Here is a 16,802-nt window from a genome sequence, read left to right on the forward strand (position 1 = left end):
CGCGGCGGCGGTTTCATCGGCGCCCACCGCATAAAAGGCGACGCCGGTGTCGGTACGCTTGATAAGCAGCCAGACCAGGGCAAAAAACGCCAGCACCAGGGCGGACACCGGCAGGCTTTGCCACAGCATGCCCGTCAGGCCGTCGCTGACGAACTCCGATACCGCGCCGCCGGGCACCGGCAGCAGGAGCAGGGCGATGCCCTGGCCGATAATCATGGTGCCCAGCGTGGCGGCGATGCTCTGGATGCCGCGATAGGCCACCAGATAACCATTGAGCAGGCCAACCAGTCCCCCGGCGCCCATACAGAGCAGCAGGCTGCACAGCGCGCCGCCCGGCCCGTCGAACGGGACCATGGCGGTTAATACGTTGGCGATGGAGATCACGCCCACCAGCGATAAATCGAACCCCCGGGTCAGCACCACCAGCGTTTGCCCGGCGGCGGCCAGCGCCAGCGGCGCGGCGTTATTGACCAGGTCGGCGACGGCGAAGGCGCTGAACGCGCCGGGTTCCGACCAGCCGTACAGCAGATACATGAAAACATACACCACAATTGCCAGCGCCGCGCCGCGCAACGCCGGGCGCTGGCCTTTTCCGGGCCGAGGGGCGCCCGGGACCTTCCGGGAAAGGCCCTGCGATACATCACTCATAGTCGAGCTTCCTGTGTTTATTGGGGCCGGATGGTCAGGCGAAACGGCGGGCCGGGGCGTCGGACCGGCGCGCATCTGTGCGCTGTGCCATCGTGTTTTCCCTGCGGTTTACGCCATTCCCTGGCGTGAAGGCCTGCTCAGCCCGCGCCCGGCACCACCGTAATCGGCGTGGGGGCGATCCGGCCCCCCGGCGCGTGGCTGTGATGGTGATGGTGATGGGTCAACCGCGGGTCGGCGACCCGGTCCAGGGTGGCGCACGGATCGGAGATGTGCGCCACGCGATGCAGCGAAACCGGTTGTCCATGCGGGGTGTGCAGATAGGCCAGTTGCCACAACGCCTGGCGCGCGTCGACATCACCGCCGGACAACAGCGCTTTGCCTTGCAGCAGCGTTTCCAGCGCGCTCAGCCACTGGCGATAATAGGCGTCCCCCAGGGTTTCGTCCGGCCGCTGCGGCTGTTGCCTGATGGTACGCGCGAACACCGCCACCCATTCTTCCCAGCGGTAGAATCCGTTGCGCGACAGTTGCAGGGCGGTGGCGAAGGCTTCCGCCTGCCACGGTTCGCCGAACGCCATTTCCGGTTCGTCCTGGGTCGCGCCGGCGGGTGATGATGTGGTTATCGTCGTCATGCTGCGCTCCTCTCAGGTTGCCGGAACAATATAGTCATCCCACAGATCGAGATAGACCGCGGAATTATCCTCGGCCTGCTCGCCCCACAGTTCCCGCGCCTCGAAGCGCACGCTGTAGACATGCTGTGGTTTTTCCCCCTTGCCGTGGGCAAAGGTATCGGGAAACACGAAGGAGCCGTGGCGGCGCACCACCGTGCCCGTCTTGCCGCGAACATAGCGCGGCAGGCGGGTATGGCCCCGCGGATGGATATTTTTTGCCTGTACCCGATCGCCGGCGGTGAAACGGATCGGCAAATCGGTGGGGCGCACATAAACCGGATTGGTTTTCACCGCGGCGTACACCTGCTCTTTTTCCAGGATTTTCATGCTGTTTTCTCCTGCTGCGCCAACTGCCGAACCTTGTCTTCCAGCTCTTCCCGGGTGAATAGGCCGTTTTCGATGCCCAGCGTTTCCATCGCGTGGTACCAGTGTACGTAATAGGGCGTACTGAGATATTCCGCGGGATCCATCACCTCGATGGCGTGGCGGAATTCATCAATGGGGCACAGGCCGCCGGCAAAATACAGGCCGATGGTGGAAAAAACCTGTTTCTCCCATGGCGCCTTGAAAACCGGCTCGCCGGGATTTATCGCCACCGGGCCGAGGTTATGCATGCCGCCTACATCATGAATTGAATTCATCGTTTTCTCCTGTTCAGGCTTGGGTTACCAGGGGGCCTACGGGGGGCAGCACGGCGGTGCCGATCATCGCGTCGCGGCTGACCAGGGCGGCCAGTTGTTCCTCGCTCATGCCTTCGCTGCCGGCCGGACGTCGCGGCAGGATCATATAGCGGATCTCGGCGTTGCTGTCCCACACCCGGATTTCAACGCTGTCCGGCAGCCGCACGTTAAACTCTTCCAGCACCGCGCGGGGCTCGATGACCGCCCGCGAGCGATACTGCGGCGCTTTGTACCAGGTGGGCGGCAGGCCCAGGGTCGGCCAGGGATAGCAAGAACACAGCGTGCATACCACCATGTTGTGTACCGTTTCGGTATTTTCGGCCACGAACATATGGGCGCCTTCCAGCCCGGTAAAACCCAGCTCGGCAATGGCCGAGGTGGCATCATCCAGCAGCCGCTGCCGGTAGGACGGGTCGCTCCAGGCTTTGGCCACCACCCTGGCGCCGTTCTTCGGACCGAAACGATGTTCAAAGATATCGATGATTTCATCCACCGCTTCCGCTTTGAGATAGCCTTTTTCAATCAATAAGGACTGAATAGCTTTAATCCGTAAGGTCGGAATATTAGGTGGCGCGGTGGGCTCCAGAATATCGCTCATTGTCATTCCTCTTGTTGCTCGGTTTTTGCGGCCTTTGCGCCGGGTAACACGCACCGGCCGCGGGAAATACCGTGCAAAAAAAAAGCCCCGGCAACTCTTGCGAGCTGCGGGGGCATCTTTGCCGGCGTGATGTTTACTCTCTGACACTATCTATAACGAATATCAACGGGCCTGGACGTCGGAAAAATAAAAATTCACCTGATGTCCTTGTTAAGCAATATAGATGCCAATGTGTACTTTGTAGATTTATTGTTATTAAACAGGCTATTGAATGAAACCTGTATTACCGTGGCCGCCGCGGGTGCCGAACGGGTTGTTTCCTTGTACCGTTTAAGTGCAGGCCGGTCACCAAGGTGGTGCGCATCACCCCTGTCGGCCGCGGGCGCGCAAGGACCTATTGCACAGAGCGCGATTTCAACCGGCATAACCATTCCTGCTGGCGCGATAAAAAAACGATGCAGAATTCCTCCACCGTTTGCTGGTGCTCGGTGGCCAGCCGCCGCAGTAATTCATAGGATTGCTGTTCGCTGTGATGAAATTCCCGCATCAATACTATTTGCGCCGACAACAGGAAACGGCGCGAACGGATGCGAATGTCCTGTTGCCTGAGGGCGTCCAGGTGCGCCTGATGGCGTTCATAATGATGCCGCGCCAGGATGATGGTGGATAAAATGCCATCGGTCTTGACCGGCTTGCGCAGGCAGCCGTCCACCTCCTGATCGATGACCCACGACAAGCGGGACGGGGTCTCCAGTCCCATCAGCGCGATTTTGGGCAATGACGGCCACGTGCCCAGGCTGATCTGCTTGATAAGGACGCTATTATCGGAGTCAAAAATCACGCTGTCATAACGATCGCGGAACACGTCATCATGAAAATCCATAAAGCTGTTGCCCTCGATGCCCAGACGCTGGAACTGCAGCAGCAGGTTTTTTTCGTCACGAGGCGCGCAGCCGAACAGCGCAATTTTCAATCCTCGCACCACCAGTCGTTTTTTTGCCTCTTGCACTCAACACCTCGCGCGGCCGGCTATAACGTAAAATCGGACCAGGTTAACCAGGGGTCTGGAATTACCGGGCCGGGGGATTGCCAAAGCAGATGAAAGCGCCCGTCGTCGCCAAGCCGCGCCAGGCGCGGCGTCAGGCTGGCATGGTTATTTTCCCGATTGATGCGGGTGATGCCGTTCGGCGCCGACAGGCTTTCGGCGTATACCGCCTCGCGCACCGCCGACGTCTCGTCGCTGCCGCACCGGTTAATGCCCTTGGCTAAAAAGTGTCCGCACATCCATGCGGCCTCGGCGTCCACCGTGGGGGCGGCGTTTTCGCCGAAACGGCGGCGATAGCACCGGACAAACCGCCGGTTCTGCTCGTTGTCGATACTTTGGAAATACACGGCGGAAACCAGGTATCCCTCCAGCGCGTCCGCGCCCACCATCGCCACCTCCGACTCGCACAGCGTCAGGCTGAGCCGCGCGATGGAGGACGAACGCAGGAATTCATGCTGCCGCTCCATGGTTTTCCAGACGCGGTAAAAACGGTAGGCCGAAATGCCGACCAGCGTGACCATGATTACCGGCGGGCGGCGGCGGATGATATCCAGGATGACCTGTTCCACCTCGGTATCGCCGAGCGCCAGAAACCGGCTGTGGACCAGGGTGCCGCCACGGGCATCCAGCGCGTCGCGGATGATGCGATCGATTTCTTCCGACCAGATATAGTCCGAGCCGACGTGGTATATCTCCGCCGGATAATGATTGATAACATAGTCGAGCATCGGCAGCACGTGCTGGTTGGGCACGGCGCCCAGGTACATAACATGATTGCTGCTTTCAAAACCCTCGTAGCGCGCGGTATGCCACAGCAGGGCGTTTGCGCCCTCGACCAGCGGCAAAATCAGTTTGCGTGAAGCGGAGGTGTAACAGCCGACGATATGCTTTACCCCGTGCCGGTACAGCAGGTCATGGCAATGGCGATAATAGTTATCCAGGTTGCAGCCGGGATCGTAGATGACCGGCGCCAGGGTAAAGTTAAAATTTTTGCTGGCATTCACTTCCTCGATGGCCAGCATAATGCCGTTAAGCATTTCCCGCCCGATACCGCCATATTGACCGGACACCGAATACAGCACGCCCACCGGGATGGTGGCTTTCGATCGGCCCGGGCCCGGCGCCGGATGGTTATCTGCTGAAAACATATTCACCTCGTATAACCTTATTGGTTGCCTGCGACCTGTATCAAAGGCTGGTAATAATGGGGCTGGCGCATGGCGACCAGATCTTTGCGGCGCACCACATTGGTGGGATAAGCCGAGTCCAGGTTGCTGGTATCGATGTCCAGCACGGCCAGGCCCTGGGCTTCAGTGACCAGCGCCTCGCCCCTGGGCCAGACAAACGTATCCGGCCCGAAAATGCCGCTAAGTCCCGACGGATTGGCATTGGCATAACTTAGATAGACATTGTTTTCCCCGGCCCGCACCCGGGTTAACAGCCAGTGGTGGCGGGACGCCCCGGTGGCGATGGGGTAATCGTGGGGCACGGTGGTGCCGGGATGTTCCGCCGGTCCCGGCAGATCCAGCGCCGCCGGGCAGGCGATAATGTCGCAGCCGCGCATCGCCAGGATCCGCCCGGCCTCGGGAAAATCAAGGTCATGGCCTATCAGCAGGCCGATGCGCCCGCAGGGAATATCAAAGGTTTTCCAGACGCTGCCGGGCGTGGCCCAGGTCTTGTCCTGCGCGGTTAAATGGATTTTGCGGTACACCCCCTGCACGCCGTCCGGGCCGATCAACAACGCCGAATTATAGCGTCCGCCTTCGCCGTCATCTTCCGCCATGCCCGCCACCAGGTACAGCCGCAGGCGAGCGCACAGGTCCATCAGGGCATTGACGGCCGCGTGTTGCGGCGTAATGGCGCCGGCGGGTGTCCGGTAGGGGCCGGTGAGGCAAAGCTCGGGCAGCGTCAGCAGCTCGGCGCCCTGCGCTTTTGCCCTGGCGGCCAGTTGCCCGATAAGGCCGAGATTGACGTTAATATCCGGGTCGGGTTCGAATTGACCCACCGCGACGCGGGAGCGTTTGCCCTTGGGCAGCGGCTTGGTGGCGTACAGGCCGAAGAAATCCAGCGGGTTCCACATAAAGGTATTGGTCATCAGCTCCTTGTACAGCTCGGGCCGGCGTTCCGTCAGCACGCTGCGGCGCTGGGCATCGGGATGCAACAACCCACAGACGATACCGTCGCCGGTATCGCGCCAGGACTGGACATGGCCGTTGGGTTCGATAATGCAGCTGCCGCCGCTGAACTGGACGCCGCGTTCCCGTCCCCAGCGATTGCTTTCAATCAGGTAGCAGTCGTTTTCATAGGCGCGATTGATCCAGTAAGGCGCGGGCGTGCGCTCGGCCAGCCAGTTGCTGATATGGCAGATGACGTCCGCGTCCTGTAGGCCGGCCAGGCGGGCGGTTTCGATAAAATGAATGTCCATGCAAATCAGCAGCGCAATATTGCCGAGCGGGGTAGGGAACACTTGGTGCCCCAAATCACCGTTCGCCGCCCATTTGGGCTCCGAAATATACGGATGGGTTTTACGGTGTTTGCCGATAACGCCGCTGGGACCTATCAGCACCGCACAGTTGTAATACAGCCCGCTGCGCGCGTCCACCTCAGGCAAACCGACCACCAGGTAACATTGATGGCGCGCCGCCAGCAGGCCAAAACGATCGGTGGTGGCGCCGGGCACCGTCTCGACATAGCCGGCGACCTCTTCCCGATCCATCCAGCAATAGCCGGTGGTGCCCATTTCCGGCATGACGATCAGGCGCGCGCCGTTAGCCGCGGCTTCCCCCGCCAGGTCCAGCAGCCTGAGGATATTGTCTTCTTTACGGAATTGGGTGGGTTCGAACTGAATTGCGGCGACGGAAACAGGTTCTTTGATCATTCTCACGCGCTCCTTGGGTAAAAAAAAAGCCCCATCAACCGTTACGGTTGACAGGGCATCTTTGCCAGATTCATGTGTTATGACGTCCTACCTTCCGCACAGAAGAGGTCTACGGAGCGCCGGGCAATGCAGGTAAGCAAGCAATTTGCATGCCCGAAAATCAGTTTTTTTTAAAACTTGTTTTAGATCAATTCATTAAATTTAAATACCGCCGGCGTCCCTCGCCGTAGCCGCGGTGGATTTCACTGCGGCGGTGCGTTTGCGCGCCCGCTGCACTGTTTTGGCATGCCGGGCGCCGGCGGCGTTTTCAGTTGAATATGCCGTTGATGATAAGCATCGCGGCCATGCCGCCGACGGCGGGGATAAAGGTCCGGCGCACAATCATAAACGGCGAGCATTCCCCCGCCTTGCTGACGGCGATAATCACACCCGCGACAGGGGATATCGACCGGCCCATTCCCGCCATCAACTGCATCGGTAAAATCATGCTCACCGCGCTTTCGCCGAATTTGGCCGCGATGCCGGGCGCCAGTCCGGAAAACGAGAAAAACGCCGCCACGCCGGAACCCGTCAGCGCGGCGGTGACGCACACCAGCAGCGCCATCACCACGGTCATGCCGCCAAAACCGAAGCCGGCGGTCTGCACGGTGTTGATGATATAATCCACGGCGCCGATAATCTGCAATCCCTGGGCAAACACGTCCGCGCAGACCAGCAGGGAGACAATGCTGGTAAACATCGTCCCCATGCCTTTAAAGAACACCTGCACGCCTTTACAGGCAACCTTGAAATCGCGTTTCACCAGCAGTTCGCAGGCAAATGCCAGCAGCGTCCCGATGATCATGGCGGTGACCACATCGATCTTGATGGCGCTGACCAATAACGGACTGAAGACAATCACCAATACCACCGGAAACACCGGCAGCAGGGCATAAAACGCCGGAGCGCGGGCCGTCTCTTGCCCCACGGCGGGTTCAGGCGGTTGGGCGGCCATCACCGCTCCGTCCTTGGCGTCAAAATATCGCGCGGTGAAAAATATCAGCACCGCGACCGTGGCCATGACGCCCATGGCCAGCGGCAGCTGATAATGGGCAAAATACACCGCCGCCTCCATGCCGGCGTGCTTGGCGGCCAGATTGGCCGTGCCCACCGCCGGGCCGAGATCCATAAACGCCGACATGCCAATCATCGAGGCCGCCGCCGCCTTGCTCACCCCCAGGCGCACCAGCACCGGGAAAAATGTCACCAGCAGCAGCATGGCAAGTCCCGCCGCGCTGGAAATGGCGACATGCAATAACTGCGATAAGATATACCCGATCGCCAGGATGACATAAGGCGCCTTGATCATCTGCAACGGTTTGATGCAGGTATCGACCATGGCGTTCGAGGCTTTGATATGATCCATATAATCGGCAAATCCCCCGGCGGCCATGATAATCAAACCGATGCCGGCCACCTGGGTCGCCAATGACTCTTTGACAAAAGCAAAAATATCCCAGCCAATCCAGCCGGTGGATTTAGCCGGTCCGTACAATATCGACTGTTGCGGAAAAAAAATTGCCGTAATAAGCAGCAAGGATAACCCCGCCAGTAGCAATACCGTCTGTGGCTGGTAATTTTTTATAATAAACCAGGCGGCGCAAATCGTAATGATTGCGCCTATTAAGAAGCCGGTCATCAATTCACCCTTTTAGCGTATTCAGTTATGGGATATAAAATCGTCCAGCAGCGCGTTGTAATAATCGGGCGCCTGGAAATACGGCGCGTGCCCCAGGCCGGGCATGTCGATATGCCGGGTAAACGGCACCAGCTTTAGCAGATCGGCGGCTAACCGTGGCTGTACCACCGGGTCTTTTTCGCCGGTTAAGATCAGGGTTGGCACCGTTATCAACGGCAGCAGCGGTCGATTATCGGCCAGCTGCAGCATCCTGGAGGCGCGCGCCAGCCCTTCCGGGCGGGTCTGTGCCGCTATTTCCGCCGCATAGGACAACACGGACGCCGGCACCTCCGGGAACGGCAACAGGTCGCGGGCCCGGTTCCGGCCATAGGCCTCGGGACCGATCTCCGCCAGTTCCCGCATGCGTTTTTGCAGTTTTTCCGAGCCAGGCGCGCTCTTGGGCGCCGCATAACCCGGATGGGTGCAGGACAATACCAGGCACTTTATTTTGTCGGGATGCCGGGCGGCATAACGGCTGGCTACCGTCCCGCCCATGGAGTGCCCCACCAGCGAGATTTTTTGATCTCCGCAGGTCAGGACCAGTTCATGCAGCATTTGCTCGTAGGCGTCGATATCCTCCGCCACCAGCGCGGATTCGCCATAACCCGGAGCGTCCCAGGCCATCACCTTATAGGCGGGCGACAGCGCGGCGAACTGGAACGCCCAGGCTTTGGCGCTGCCCAGCAGACCGTGTAAAAAAAGGATCACCTCGCCCTCGCCACGGGAGCGGAATGACAAATTCCCCTGGGAGGTGGCAATAGTCTGTTGCCCGGGGCAAACGGGTACGTCGTTGCTTTCAGCGTTCATAGGCAAAGCCTCTTCTGCGTAATAAATGATGTAGGGATGACGGGCGCCCGGTCGGCACCCTTTACATATTGTCTGAAAAAATAATGCGCGCGCGCCGTCGGCGTTTATTTATTAAAAACGTTAAATTCCTCGAATAACGATTCCATAACCTTGAAATTATCACCCAACTCATTTCCCATGACCTCACCCATATAATTCACCAGCGCTTCAACCAGCACGAATCCGGCGCTGCGGCTGTTGAACAAGCCGTTATGCTGACTGTCCATCAGCAACAGGGCGGTGGCGAAATGACTGAAGGGATTGACCGCGCGATCGGTAATGACCACCGTATCTCCCCGGTGCTGGTAAAACCAGCGGATAAGGCGGGTGGTGACGCTGGAGAACCGGTAATAGGATATCGCCAGCAACACGTCGCCCTTGCGCGCATCCACCAGCTTATGCGGCAAATTGGCGATGTTGGCATCAAGCAAAATGATATCTTTCTTGATATACCTGCCCAGCAGATAAAAATACTCGGCCAGCGTGTGCGCCGTTGCGCTGCCGATAACATATAATTTTTTTTGTGGATCGCAAATCAGACTGATGGTTTTTTCGAGGTCTCGCTTATCAATTTTTTCAAAAGTATTGTTGATGTTGGCGGTTATTTCATTGAAGTGCTTGCCAATATATTCCATACCGTTTTTTATATGCTGGTCTTTATTAAATCGTTCGATGGGCGATACATTTCTGCGTTGCCCAGGCTTAATGGTAGATTTTTTAAAGTCCTGAAAGCCATTAAAGCCGATTTTTATCATAAACCGCCCCAAGGTAGATTTGGCGATGTTTATTTCTTCACAAATATCAATGACTTTACTATAGGGTATCGACAAAAAATGCTTATCGAAATACTCAATAATGCGCTGTTCCGTCGCGGTCGGGTTATCTATTTTTGCTATACGCTGAGAGAACTCTGTTTTGTTCATACCGTTTTTCCCCCGCCGTAAATCCCTTCCTCAATTAATAACAAACCGAAGAGATAAAAAAGGGGAATTAAACTTTCCCTTGTCAAAAGTGTGTGGCACATCTCATTAATTCCGTATGCCGGTGCTTGTCCGCGGTGTTGCAGGCGCTGGCCTTAGACGGTGCCGTAAATCGTGCCTGAGACGGCATAACGAGGTAACGCGCGGCGGCGGCGCGGGCCGGCTGTTCCCGCGCCCGGCGTCGCGCGCCGTTATTGATCACCACGCCATCCCGGCGCGCGGGTCAGTCGTCCTCAAACCATTCGCCGTTGCGCTCGCTGATGGGCGTGATGGAGAAAATCATTTCCTGCAAATGAAGACGCATCGCCTGTTCGGCGATGTCGGCGTCTTTGGCTTTGATGGCGTTGAAAATATGATGATGCTGCTCGATAAGCCGGTCCGGCGGCGAGACTTCGCTTAACGTCAGAAAACGCACCCGGTCCATGGCCGCCTTGATATTTTCCACCGTTTCCCAAGCCAGGGCGCAATCAATACTGCCGGCGATAAGCCGGTGGAAGTCGTCATCAAGCCGCAGGAACTCATTGCTATCATGTTTTTGCGCCGAGCGCGTTTGCAACTCCAGATTATATTCCAACCGTTCCAGATAATCCGGCCGGGCCTGTTTGGCGGCGCGGCGTACCACGGCGCTTTCCAGCGATTCGCGAATAAAACGCCCGTCTTCCACCAGCCTGGCGGAAATTTTACGCACGAAGGTGCCGCGTTGGGGTAATACCTGGACCAGGCCGGTTTCCGCCAGTTTAATAAACGCTTCGCGCACCGGCTGGCGCGAGACGTTAAATCGCGCGGAGATCTCTTTTTCGGAAAGCAGGGAACCCGGCGGGATGATGCAGGTGACAATCTCCTGGCGCAGGTAGCGATAAATCTGCTGATTTACCGGCTCGCCGGCATGGAGGATATGAGTGAGCGACATACGGTATGGTCCGTTTTATCAGATAGCTAAGGTGAATATATTACAATTGCCGGTAAGTCTAAAGGGATGTTACACCCGCTGTTACTGTTATGTCGGATGGCGCCGGCTAATATTAATGGCAGTCGTCGCGTTAATAACGGCGGGCAAACAGCCCGCAAGGATCAAACGATGCAAAACCAGACCCTATCCCGCCATGGCCGGCTGACGATGGCGTCGTTATCCCGCCGCCGGCTATTGTGCCTTGGCGCCGGATGGGCGGCCTGGAACGCCCTGGGCGCCGGCGGCGTTGCTTTTGGCGCGTCCCCGGCGTCCCCGCAATCCCCTTTACCAGGAGCAACGGTTATGCCGACCCGTACCATCCCTTCCTCGCGCGAGGCGCTGCCGGTTATCGGCCTTGGCACCTATCGCGGCTTTGATGTCTCCCCGGGCGGCACGGACTATGCGCGGCTTCCCGCCGTGTTGGATGCGCTGTTCGCCGCCGGCGGCAGCGTTATCGACAGTTCCCCCATGTACGGACGGGCGGAGCGCACCACCGGCGAACTGCTGGGCGCACGCCAGCCCCGGCCCCAGACGTTTCTCGCCACCAAGGTATGGACCTCCGGGCGCGAGGCCGGTATCCGCCAGATGGAGGATTCATTCCGTCTGTTGCAAACCGATCGTATCGACCTGATGCAGATCCATAATCTGCTGGACTGGCAAACGCACCTGCCGACCCTGCGCGAGATGAAGGCGGCGGGGCGCATACGTTATATCGGCGTCACGCACTATACCTCCTCGGCGTACGAGGCGCTGGAGAACGTAATCAACATTACGCCGCTGGATTTTCTGCAGATTAACTATGCCCTGGACGATCGCGCGGCCGAACGGCGGCTGCTCCCCCTGGCGCGGGACAAAGGGATCGCGGTGATCTGCAATACGCCGTTTGGCGGCGGGGGGCTGCTAAGGCGCCTGGGATCGACGCCGCTGCCCGCCTGGGCCGGGGACGCCGGCGCCGTGTCGTGGGCGCAGCTGGCGCTGAGGTTCGTGCTCGCCAATCCCGCCGTCACCTGCGCCATACCGGGCACGGGCAATCCCAGGTATATGGCGGAAAACGCGGCGGCGGCGACCGGGCCGGCGCTGACGCCGCGGCAGATGCGGGAACTGATTGCCCTGGCCTGATGTCCGGCGGGGCCGCTGAGTGATATGGCCAGTGCCCTTTATGACATCGCATAGACACTGCTGGAGGTATTAACTTGCATGATGATAGTCACTGGCTGTATGCTACTTTCAACATGATAGTGACCGGCCGGAGAATTCGCCCATGACCAAGACCGATTTCAGCGCCATGCCCTGTCCCATCGCCCGCAGCTTAGGCCGGGTGGGCGAGTGGTGGAGTATCCTTATCCTGCGCGATGCCTTTTACGGCCTGACGCGATTTTATGAATTCGAGGCCAGCCTGAAAATCGCCCCCAATATGCTGACGCGCCGGCTTAACGAGCTGGTGGAAAGCGGACTGCTGGCACGCAAACAGTACAGCGAAAAACCGCCCCGCCATGAATATCACCTGACGGCGGCCGGACGCGACTTCCGGCCGGTGTTATGGGCGTTGCTGGCCTGGGGCAATGCCCATTTCGCTCCCGAGGGCATAGCCTCGCAGCTGGTCAACCGTGAAACCAATGTGCCGGCGCAGCCCGTTCTGGTCGATGCCGTAACCGGGCAGCGCATCACCGCCGATACCTATCGGGTGGGTCCGGGGCCGATGGCCGGCGAGCAAATGCGTTACCGCATGGATTTTCTGAAACACAAAGAGGCCGCCGGGGATGACAAGGCGCGTTTTAACCCCCCGCCAAACAGCGCACCTGACAGGATACCCCGATGAACGCTCCCATAAGCGCCAACGCCTCACCGGCGCGCGGCGTGAAAAAACGCCACGCGCTCATGTTAACCGCGCTGTTGGCCGGATCGGCAATACTTGCCGGTTACGGTTATCACTGGTGGACCCAAAGCCGTTTTGTGCAAACCACCGACGACGCCTATGTCGGCGGTGATATCACCACCATCAGCGCCAAAGTGGCGGGATATGTCGCCAGCATGGAGGTCACCGATAACCAGGCGGTACATGCCGGCGATGTGCTGCTGCGGCTCGACGATCGGGATTACCGGGCGGCGCTTGCGAAAACGGAAGGGGAAATCGCCGCGCAACAGGCCGCTCTGGTCAATCTGGCCTCGACGCGCAGTTTGAAGGAAGCGATGATCGATCAGGCCAGGGCCACCATTGCCGGTTATGACGCGCAAACAGAGCGCACGCGCCATGATCTGGAGCGCTATCAAAAACTGCAGTTGTCCGACGCCGTCTCGGTGCAAAGCCTGCAAAAAGCCCAAGCCGACTACCGGCAAGCGGCGGCCGACGGCCAGCAGGCCCGGGCGGCGCTGCTGGCGGCACAGCGCCAGCTGGCGGTAACCGATAGCGAGAAAGGACAGATCCTGGCCGCGCTGGATCAGGCGGTGGCCGAACGCGATCTGGCGCGGCTTAATGTGGAATACAGCCAGATCCGCGCCCCGATAAACGGCGTGGTGGGCAACCGGCGGGCCAGACTGGGCGCCTGGGCCGCCGCCGGCAGCCAGCTGTTGGTGATCATTCCCGCGCGGGGATTATGGGTGGACGCCAATTTTAAAGAAGATCAGCTGGCGGAAATGCGCCCCGGACAGCGCGCCACGGTACGGGCCGATATCCAGCCCGGACGGGTATTTCATGGCACGGTCGGCAGCCTGGCTCCGGCTACCGGCGCTCAGTTCAGCGTACTGCCGACGGAAAACGCCACCGGCAATTTTACCAAAATCGTCCAGCGCGTGCCGGTGCGCATCAATCTCGACAGCGTGGACGGCACGCTGGGCCTGCTGCGGCCAGGCCTGTCGGTGAGCGCCGCCATCGACAGCCGCGATACGGGGCGCCCGTGAGCGGCGCCACCGCGGCGGCCGCCCATTCCTCGGTGGCGTCGCTGCCGGCCGGCATGACGTTGTCCACCAGGATATTTGCGTTTTCCACCATGTGCGTCGGCATGTTTATCGCCTTGCTGGATATCCAGATTGTTTCGGCGTCGTTAAAGGATATCGGCGGCGGCCTATCGGCGGGCACCGATGAAACCGTTTGGGTTCAGACCGCTTATCTGATTGCCGAAATCATCGTCATCCCGCTTTCCGGCTGGTTGGCGCATGTGATGTCCACCCGCTGGCTGTTCTGCGTTTCCGCCATCGGTTTTACCTTGTCAAGCCTGCTGTGCGGCTGGGCCTGGAATATCCAGAGCATGATTGCTTTTCGGGCGTTGCAGGGATTTCTCGGCGGTTCGATGATCCCGCTGGTGTTCACCACCGCCTTTATTTTTTTTGCCGGGCCGCAGCGGGTGTTTGCCGCCGCCACCGTCGGCGGCATCGCGTCGCTTGCGCCGACGCTTGGGCCGACGGTGGGCGGCTGGATAACCGACAACTACTCTTGGCACTGGCTGTTTTTTATCAATTTGGTGCCGGGCGCCTTTGTCGCCATCGCCGTGCCGCTGATGGTCCGGATTGACCGGGCCAACCTGGCGCTGCTGCGCGGCGCGGATTACCTGGGCATCGCGCTGCTGGCGCTGTGCCTGGGCTGCCTTGAGTATACGCTGGAAGAAGGGCCGCGCTGGGATTGGTTTGGCGACAGCGCCATTTTGACCACCGCCTGGATTTCCGCCGTGGCGGGGGTACTGTTTATTTGGCGCTCGCTGACGTTTGCCCGGCCGATTGTCGATCTGCGCGCGTTGAAGGAGCGCAACTTCGCCCTCGGCTGTTTTTTCTCCTTTATCACCGGCGTCGGTATTTTCGCCACTATCTACCTGACGCCGCTGTTCCTCGGCCAGGTTCGGGGGTTCAGCGCGCTGCAGATCGGCGTGGCGGTTTTTTCCACCGGCATCTTCCAGGTCCTGTCCATCCCGGTATATTCCTTTTTCGCCAACCGGATCGATCTGCGCTGGCTGTTGATGTTCGGACTTGCCTGTTTTGCCTTTTCCATGTGGAACTTTATGCCGATTACCCATGATTGGGGGGCGCGGGAACTGCTGATACCCCAGGCCTTTCGCGGTATGGCGCAGCAATTCTCCGTCGCGCCGGTGGTGACGCTGACGTTGGGCGGCCTGGCGCCGGAACGGCTGAAAATGGCCTCGGGTTTATTTAATTTAATGCGTAACCTGGGGGGCGCCATCGGTATTGCCTGGTGCGCCACCTTGCTTAACGACCGTACCAATCTGCATTTCGCCCGACTGGCGGAAGCCCTGGCGGCGCCCAACGACGCGATGAACGCCATGCTCGATACCCTGGCCGGGCAATTTATCCGCCTCGGCTACGACACGTCCTACGCCGCCACCGCCGCGTTGCGCCAGCTCTGGACGCTGACCTACCGCGAGGCGCGCACCTTAACCTTCAGCGATACGTTTATGGCCATTATGTGTTGTTTTATCATCGCCGCCGCCATGGTGCCGTTGATGAAAAAAATGGCCAAAACGCCCGCGCCGCCGCCCGCGCATTAAGCCTGTCGGGCAGGATGGTGGCGCCGCGCCACGGGTTACCGCGTGCCGGTCTCCGCGCGCTGGATTTTGGTATAGACATAGACGGCAAGCCCGCCCAGGATGGCTACCGCGCCGATGACGCTGAATCCCGCCAGATAGGAACCGGTGTTGCTGTACAGCACGCCGACGATAAAACCCGCGGTGGTGCCGCCGCCGCCGGCGCCAATGCCGTTAATGACCCCGGCCGCCGGGCCTACCGCCGCGGGCTTGACGCTTGAGGTGATAATCGACCAGATATTGGTGGTATAGCTGCTGGTGAAATAGGCGATCGCCAGGGTAATCAACGCCATTTTGGCCACCGGATTGTCGATGACAGGCAATATGACCAGCAAAATGCCGGCGACGGTTAATCCCGAGGCGGCAATCAGACCGCGTTTCTGGGTGCGATCGCTGATATAGGACATCGGGATGGCGAAGACAATCGCCAGCATATAGGGCAGGGAACTGGCAAATCCCTGCCACAGGCCGGTAAAGCCCAGGGAATGGACCAGCATGGGGATAAACAGCGTAATGCCCCAGAACAGCATGCCGTTGGCGAAATAGCTGAATATCAGCAGCAGGAAAGGATAGCCGCCAAGCGATCTGAAGGTCAGTTTTTCGTTGGGACGCGCTTCCTCGTCCGCCGCCTCGCTGCCGCTGTCCGGTGCATTTTTCAAGAAGATCAAAAATAGCGGCACCACGATAAACAGGCCCAGCCCGCCGGTAATATAAAAAATCCATTCCCAGCCCAGGGCGTCATAAATAGGCGTAAGGATCAGGAACCCCAGCGCCAGCGCCAGGAACTGGCCGTAAAACTGGATAAGATTGGTTCCCCGGGTGATTTCGTCTTTGGTAAACCAGGCGCGGGCGAAACGGAATTGCTGTGGCCAATAAATGCCTTCGGCAATGCCGAGAATAATGCGATAGATAATCAACAGGGTGGGCGAGGTCACCCAGGCGGTCATCACCTGGGCCAGCGACCAGAGCAGGACCATGCTGACTATCGTGGTCTTGGGATTGAGCTTGTAGGTAAGAAAACCGCCGAAAAAATTCGATAACGCATAGCCGATAAGAAAGCCGGTCAAGGCCAGGCTTTTGGTCGCCGCGCCGGAAAAGCCCAGATCGCGCTCCATGCCGGGCAGCGCAATAGAGAGATTCGAACGATCGAGATAAGCGACAAATAGCCCAATCATTAATGTGCCGCCGATACGGTACCATTTTGAATGACGCATAAAATTTCCCATTCTGTGTTGGTTATGTCTGTTGCGTTGCAGGGTGCTCC

At 59.0% G+C, this 16,802-nt stretch carries 17 protein-coding genes and 1 pseudogene; 4 read left to right on the top strand and 14 right to left on the bottom strand.

Annotated elements, in window-relative coordinates:
* From VGC33_RS02765 to VGC33_RS02820, 13 genes and pseudogenes are all read right to left on the bottom strand, one after another.
* The coding region (locus VGC33_RS02765) for an ABC transporter permease (protein WP_414636876.1) at positions 1-648 on the bottom strand (648 nt) is incomplete at its 3' end.
* A 137-nt stretch (positions 649-785) separates the two neighbouring features.
* On the bottom strand, positions 786-1,277 hold the full coding sequence (locus VGC33_RS02770) for a nitrile hydratase accessory protein (protein ID WP_331118797.1): 492 nt from the start codon (positions 1,275-1,277) through the stop codon (positions 786-788).
* A gap of 12 nt (positions 1,278-1,289) precedes the next feature.
* A complete protein-coding gene (locus VGC33_RS02775; protein ID WP_331118800.1) occupies positions 1,290-1,643 on the bottom strand; it encodes an SH3-like domain-containing protein in 354 nt (117 codons plus the stop codon).
* Complete coding sequence (locus VGC33_RS02780) at positions 1,640-1,957, bottom strand: hypothetical protein (protein WP_331118802.1); 318 nt, start codon at positions 1,955-1,957, stop codon at positions 1,640-1,642. Before VGC33_RS02780 ends, VGC33_RS02775 begins: the two co-directional genes overlap by 4 nt.
* 13 nt (positions 1,958-1,970) lie before the next feature.
* Positions 1,971-2,594 carry a nitrile hydratase subunit alpha gene (nthA, locus tag VGC33_RS02785; RefSeq protein ID WP_331118804.1) on the bottom strand — a complete coding sequence of 208 codons (624 nt, stop codon included), beginning with the start codon at positions 2,592-2,594 and terminating at the stop codon, positions 1,971-1,973.
* Positions 2,595-2,988: 394 nt separating this feature from the next.
* Positions 2,989-3,603: an ANTAR domain-containing response regulator gene (locus tag VGC33_RS02790; protein ID WP_331118806.1), complete on the bottom strand. Its 615-nt coding sequence runs from the start codon at positions 3,601-3,603 to the stop codon at positions 2,989-2,991.
* Positions 3,604-3,623: 20 nt separating this feature from the next.
* Entirely contained in the window at positions 3,624-4,787 is a 1,164-nt protein-coding gene (locus VGC33_RS02795; RefSeq protein ID WP_331118808.1) for a transporter substrate-binding protein, read from the bottom strand.
* Between the two features lie 17 nt (positions 4,788-4,804).
* Positions 4,805-6,517: a nitrilase-related carbon-nitrogen hydrolase gene (locus tag VGC33_RS02800; RefSeq protein ID WP_331118811.1), complete on the bottom strand. Its 1,713-nt coding sequence runs from the start codon at positions 6,515-6,517 to the stop codon at positions 4,805-4,807.
* A 307-nt stretch (positions 6,518-6,824) separates the two neighbouring features.
* A complete protein-coding gene (gene dcuC / locus VGC33_RS02805; RefSeq protein ID WP_331118813.1) occupies positions 6,825-8,195 on the bottom strand; it encodes a C4-dicarboxylate transporter DcuC in 1,371 nt (456 codons plus the stop codon).
* A gap of 21 nt (positions 8,196-8,216) precedes the next feature.
* A complete protein-coding gene (locus tag VGC33_RS02810; protein ID WP_331118815.1) occupies positions 8,217-9,041 on the bottom strand; it encodes an alpha/beta fold hydrolase in 825 nt (274 codons plus the stop codon).
* A 104-nt stretch (positions 9,042-9,145) separates the two neighbouring features.
* On the bottom strand, positions 9,146-9,715 hold the full coding sequence (locus VGC33_RS02815) for a MurR/RpiR family transcriptional regulator (RefSeq protein WP_331118818.1): 570 nt from the start codon (positions 9,713-9,715) through the stop codon (positions 9,146-9,148).
* A 93-nt stretch (positions 9,716-9,808) separates the two neighbouring features.
* A pseudogene (locus VGC33_RS23220) lies at positions 9,809-10,003 on the bottom strand (hypothetical protein); the annotation flags it as partial.
* Positions 10,004-10,283: 280 nt separating this feature from the next.
* Positions 10,284-10,970: a GntR family transcriptional regulator gene (locus VGC33_RS02820; protein WP_331118820.1), complete on the bottom strand. Its 687-nt coding sequence runs from the start codon at positions 10,968-10,970 to the stop codon at positions 10,284-10,286.
* A gap of 168 nt (positions 10,971-11,138) precedes the next feature.
* On the opposite strand from VGC33_RS02820, the gene VGC33_RS02825 reads away from it, so the two are divergent.
* From VGC33_RS02825 to VGC33_RS02840, 4 genes are all read left to right on the top strand, one after another.
* Complete coding sequence (locus tag VGC33_RS02825) at positions 11,139-12,128, top strand: aldo/keto reductase (RefSeq protein WP_331118822.1); 990 nt, start codon at positions 11,139-11,141, stop codon at positions 12,126-12,128.
* A gap of 142 nt (positions 12,129-12,270) precedes the next feature.
* A complete protein-coding gene (locus VGC33_RS02830; RefSeq protein ID WP_331118824.1) occupies positions 12,271-12,828 on the top strand; it encodes a winged helix-turn-helix transcriptional regulator in 558 nt (185 codons plus the stop codon).
* Positions 12,825-13,907: an HlyD family secretion protein gene (locus VGC33_RS02835; protein ID WP_331118826.1), complete on the top strand. Its 1,083-nt coding sequence runs from the start codon at positions 12,825-12,827 to the stop codon at positions 13,905-13,907. Before VGC33_RS02830 ends, VGC33_RS02835 begins: the two co-directional genes overlap by 4 nt.
* A gap of 53 nt (positions 13,908-13,960) precedes the next feature.
* Positions 13,961-15,502, top strand: coding sequence for a DHA2 family efflux MFS transporter permease subunit (locus tag VGC33_RS02840; protein ID WP_331119076.1), 1,542 nt, complete (start codon positions 13,961-13,963; stop codon positions 15,500-15,502).
* A 35-nt stretch (positions 15,503-15,537) separates the two neighbouring features.
* On the opposite strand, the gene VGC33_RS02845 is transcribed toward VGC33_RS02840, so the two are convergent.
* The gene (locus VGC33_RS02845) at positions 15,538-16,752 is read right to left on the bottom strand and encodes an MFS transporter (RefSeq protein WP_331118828.1); all 1,215 of its coding nucleotides are present in this window, start codon (positions 16,750-16,752) and stop codon (positions 15,538-15,540) included.
* Positions 16,753-16,802 lie beyond the last annotated feature (50 nt).

Source organism: Acerihabitans sp. (assembly GCF_036398755.1).
Taxonomy (GTDB): domain Bacteria; phylum Pseudomonadota; class Gammaproteobacteria; order Enterobacterales; family Enterobacteriaceae; genus Acerihabitans.

Excerpts from the sequence above, each read along its gene's own strand:
- VGC33_RS02770 (WP_331118797.1), bottom strand. The coding sequence starts at position 1,277 with ATGACGACGATAACCACATCATCACCCGCCGGCGCGACCCAGGACGAA.
- VGC33_RS02775 (WP_331118800.1), bottom strand. The coding sequence starts at position 1,643 with ATGAAAATCCTGGAAAAAGAGCAGGTGTACGCCGCGGTGAAAACCAAT.
- VGC33_RS02780 (WP_331118802.1), bottom strand. The coding sequence starts at position 1,957 with ATGAATTCAATTCATGATGTAGGCGGCATGCATAACCTCGGCCCGGTG.
- nthA (WP_331118804.1), bottom strand. The coding sequence starts at position 2,594 with ATGAGCGATATTCTGGAGCCCACCGCGCCACCTAATATTCCGACCTTA.
- VGC33_RS02795 (WP_331118808.1), bottom strand. The coding sequence starts at position 4,787 with ATGTTTTCAGCAGATAACCATCCGGCGCCGGGCCCGGGCCGATCGAAA.
- VGC33_RS02800 (WP_331118811.1), bottom strand. The coding sequence starts at position 6,517 with ATGATCAAAGAACCTGTTTCCGTCGCCGCAATTCAGTTCGAACCCACC.
- dcuC (WP_331118813.1), bottom strand. The coding sequence starts at position 8,195 with ATGACCGGCTTCTTAATAGGCGCAATCATTACGATTTGCGCCGCCTGG.
- VGC33_RS02810 (WP_331118815.1), bottom strand. The coding sequence starts at position 9,041 with ATGAACGCTGAAAGCAACGACGTACCCGTTTGCCCCGGGCAACAGACT.
- VGC33_RS02815 (WP_331118818.1), bottom strand. The coding sequence starts at position 9,715 with ATGGAATATATTGGCAAGCACTTCAATGAAATAACCGCCAACATCAAC.
- VGC33_RS02820 (WP_331118820.1), bottom strand. The coding sequence starts at position 10,970 with ATGTCGCTCACTCATATCCTCCATGCCGGCGAGCCGGTAAATCAGCAG.
- VGC33_RS02825 (WP_331118822.1), top strand. The coding sequence starts at position 11,139 with ATGCAAAACCAGACCCTATCCCGCCATGGCCGGCTGACGATGGCGTCG.
- VGC33_RS02830 (WP_331118824.1), top strand. The coding sequence starts at position 12,271 with ATGACCAAGACCGATTTCAGCGCCATGCCCTGTCCCATCGCCCGCAGC.
- VGC33_RS02835 (WP_331118826.1), top strand. The coding sequence starts at position 12,825 with ATGAACGCTCCCATAAGCGCCAACGCCTCACCGGCGCGCGGCGTGAAA.
- VGC33_RS02840 (WP_331119076.1), top strand. The coding sequence starts at position 13,961 with ATGACGTTGTCCACCAGGATATTTGCGTTTTCCACCATGTGCGTCGGC.
- VGC33_RS02845 (WP_331118828.1), bottom strand. The coding sequence starts at position 16,752 with ATGCGTCATTCAAAATGGTACCGTATCGGCGGCACATTAATGATTGGG.